Annotated in this window: 1 protein-coding gene; it reads left to right on the top strand. The window is 68.2% G+C overall.

Annotation, left to right across the window (positions count from 1 at the left end):
- The coding region (locus HMPREF0549_RS09965; RefSeq protein WP_003718034.1) for a hypothetical protein at positions 1-220 on the top strand (220 nt) is incomplete at both ends.

Below are 220 nucleotides of genomic sequence, written 5' to 3'. Positions count from 1 at the left end.
CCGAAATTGCCGCTGCCTGATCGCTCGCTGCGGCACGGCGACCTGGTGAGCCGGCTGACGGCCGATGTGGATGCGCTCGACAATGCCTTCCTCGTGGCTATCGGCCCTTGGATGGCGGCCTTGCTGGTGGGCGGAGGCATGACGGCTCTGCTCGGCGTCTTCCTGCCCGGAGCGGCGCTGATCTACGGCATGGCCATGCTCGGCGCGGCCTTGTTGGTGC

This window comes from Limosilactobacillus vaginalis DSM 5837 = ATCC 49540 (assembly GCF_000159435.1).
GTDB lineage: Bacteria > Bacillota > Bacilli > Lactobacillales > Lactobacillaceae > Limosilactobacillus > Limosilactobacillus vaginalis.
This window is presented reverse-complemented; position numbering and strand designations above follow the sequence as displayed.